Annotated in this window: 1 protein-coding gene and 2 pseudogenes; 1 reads left to right on the forward strand and 2 read right to left on the reverse strand. The window is 67.6% G+C overall.

The window, feature by feature from the left end; genetic code table 11:
• Positions 1-340 precede the first annotated feature (340 nt).
• Entirely contained in the window at positions 341-1,087 is a 747-nt protein-coding gene (locus tag O3X23_RS43740; RefSeq protein ID WP_269280952.1) for a DNA-methyltransferase, read from the forward strand.
• A 96-nt stretch (positions 1,088-1,183) separates the two neighbouring features.
• Here the strand turns inward: O3X23_RS43740 and O3X23_RS43745 are convergent.
• Positions 1,184-1,339: pseudogene (locus tag O3X23_RS43745) on the reverse strand (DUF5655 domain-containing protein); the annotation flags it as partial.
• 209 nt (positions 1,340-1,548) lie between these two features.
• Positions 1,549-2,469, reverse strand: a pseudogene (locus O3X23_RS43750) (IS701 family transposase); the annotation flags it as partial.
• Positions 2,470-2,597: the final 128 nt, after the last annotated feature.

Here is a 2,597-nt window from a genome sequence, read left to right on the forward strand (position 1 = left end):
GCAGGAACGTCTTGGTCGACTTCCTTGCCTCTACCAGAGGCCCCGTTTCCGTAGCTGTCGAACCGTCAACTCCAGCCACAGAGCCTTGACAGGGCCGTCGGCCTGTTAACTTCGCGGCCTTGGGTCAACCGGGGTGGAGTTGGGTTCCGCCTCGATGACGTGGCCAGACAGTAGACGCGAATTCCGGTCGCGCCAAACGAGCCCTCGAAGGACCCCGGCCGCTCAACGGCGCTGCCGGAAAAACCGGCTAACCTCCGGCGCAGCCCCACACCGAAGGAGATCCGTCGGGACACCCTTCGCAGGGGAAACACCCGCCTATGCGCTGAAAGAGGCCCTGCGCATGAGCTACACGCTGCACCGAGGCGACGCTCTCACCGTGCTCAAGTCCCTGCCCGACGAGAGCGTCCACGCCGTCATCACCGACCCGCCGTACAACTCCGGCGGACGCACCAGTTCGGACCGCACCGGCCGTACTGCGCGCGCCAAGTACGTCACCAGCAATTCCGCGCACGACCTGCAGAACTTCCCCGGCGAGAACCGCGACCAGCGTTCCTACCGTTCCTGGCTGACCGAACTGCTCACCGAGGCGTACCGGGCCTCGACCGAGCACGCGGTCGCCATGGTCTTCACCGACTGGCGCCAGGAGCCGACCACCTCCGACGCCCTGCAGATGGCGGGGTGGACCTGGAGCGGCACCATCCCGTGGATCAAGCCCGCCAGCCGGCCCCGCAAGGGCGGGCCGAAGCAGGACTCCGAGTTCATCATCTGGGGTGTTAAGGGCTCCCTCGACAACACCCGCAACCTCTACCTGCCCGGTCACTACATCGCCTCCCAGCCCCGCAAGGGCCGGGTCCACATCACCCAGAAGCCCGTCGAGGTCATGCAGCAGCTCGTCCAGGTCTGCCCCGAGGGCGGAACCGTCCTCGACCCCTTCACCGGCAGCGGCTCCACGGGCGTCGCCGCCCTGCGCGAAGGCCGGCAGTTCGTGGGCGTCGAGCTGTCCTCGCACTACGCCAACGTCGCCGAGCGCCGACTCCGAGCAGAGCTGACCCAGAACGACTTCGACCTGGCAGGACCGGAGGCATGAGCATGAGACCGACCAGACCGAGGCCGAGTGACCACAAACGCAACAGGGCGGCTGGTGCATCGACAAACCGATGCACCAGCTGCCCATCCTGTTTCGTCAGGCCGCCTCGAACGCCCGCCGGACCAACGGCCCCGCCTTCTCCAGATCCGCTGCCGACGAGATCCGCACCTCCAGGTCGCCCGTTCCGAGGTGACCGATGCCGCGCATGTCACGGGAGAAGCCCTCCTCCAGCTCCACCGTGTCCGGGGTCAGTGACCGTCAATACCAAGGCCGTCCTCACCCTGGAGAGACAACGCTGAAAACGCTCAGTGAGCGGATGGGTATGAGCGCCAACACCGTGCACCACTAGCTCATGACGCGTGGCGTGAAGATACGCGACCCCCGAGGCCGGGATCGTTCGTAGCACGTCAGGCTACGTGGACGGCCGTGTCGGCCTCTAGTACTCCAGCTGTAGATCGTGATCACGCTGGGGGTGCGGCCTGGCGGTGGTAGTGGCTTGCTTGGGATCGGGCCTGGTGGTGGCGTCGCCAGTGGGACCAGCGGATCCGGTGTGTCGTGTCGTGGACGGGCCGGATGACCAGCGTGATGAATAGGCGCTGGATCTCGTTGCAGGTGAGCGGGATCAGGTTGTCCGGGGAGGGATGGCAGGTGTGTTCGTCGGCGCGGACGACGGCGAGGAACGCGTGGGCGAGCATGGCGAGGGTGACCCATCGGGACCAGGACGGATAGCGGCGGACCTGGTGCTCGTCCAGTCCGGCCAGGCCCTTTCCGGACTGGAACGTCTCCTCGACTCGCCACCTTGATCCCGCGACCCGCACCAGGGTCGCCAGGGGCACCGGCCGGGGTGAGTAGCAGCGGTAGTAGGCAAGTTCGCCGGTGGTGCGGTTGCGTCGGATCAGCAGGTGGCGGTGGCCGGGGGCGGCGTCGGGCAGGTCGATGTGGGCCCAGTCGTAGAAGCGTTGCCCCTTGGCACCAGCCCCGGCGGACTGCTTCTGCCAGGCCCGCTTGGGGATCTTCCTGGCCAGGGCGTCCGCGCGGAACTTCCTTGCCTGGGTGGTGACTTCGTGGGTGCGGGCCACCGCGAGCACGTAGCCGGTGCCGCGTTCCTCCAGGGCGGTGCGCAGCTTCGGGTTGCCGCCGTAGACCTCGTCGCCGGCCACCCAGGCGGCGTGGTGGCCGGCGTCCAGGAACCGGGCGATCATGCGGGCGGCCAGTTCGGGCTTGGTCGCGAACGCGGTGTCCGGGTCCAGTCCGGCCGCACGGCAGCGGTCGGGCTGGTCGGTCCAGGAGCGCGGGATGTACAGCTCGCGGTCCACGGCGGCATGACCGCGCTGGCCTGCGTAAACCAGGTAGACGGCGACTTGGGAGTTCTCGATCCTGCCTGGGGCCCGTAATTGAATAACTGTCAGGGGCGATCTTCGGTGGGAGTGGCTCGGGCGTGTAGTTGATCCAGAGTGCGGGCGGCTGGCCCGGGGAGGGGCGTGACGAGGATCTGGTGGAGGTCCAGGAG

Source organism: Streptomyces sp. H39-S7 (assembly GCF_027158205.1).
In the GTDB taxonomy this organism is placed as follows: Bacteria; Actinomycetota; Actinomycetes; order Streptomycetales; family Streptomycetaceae; genus Actinacidiphila.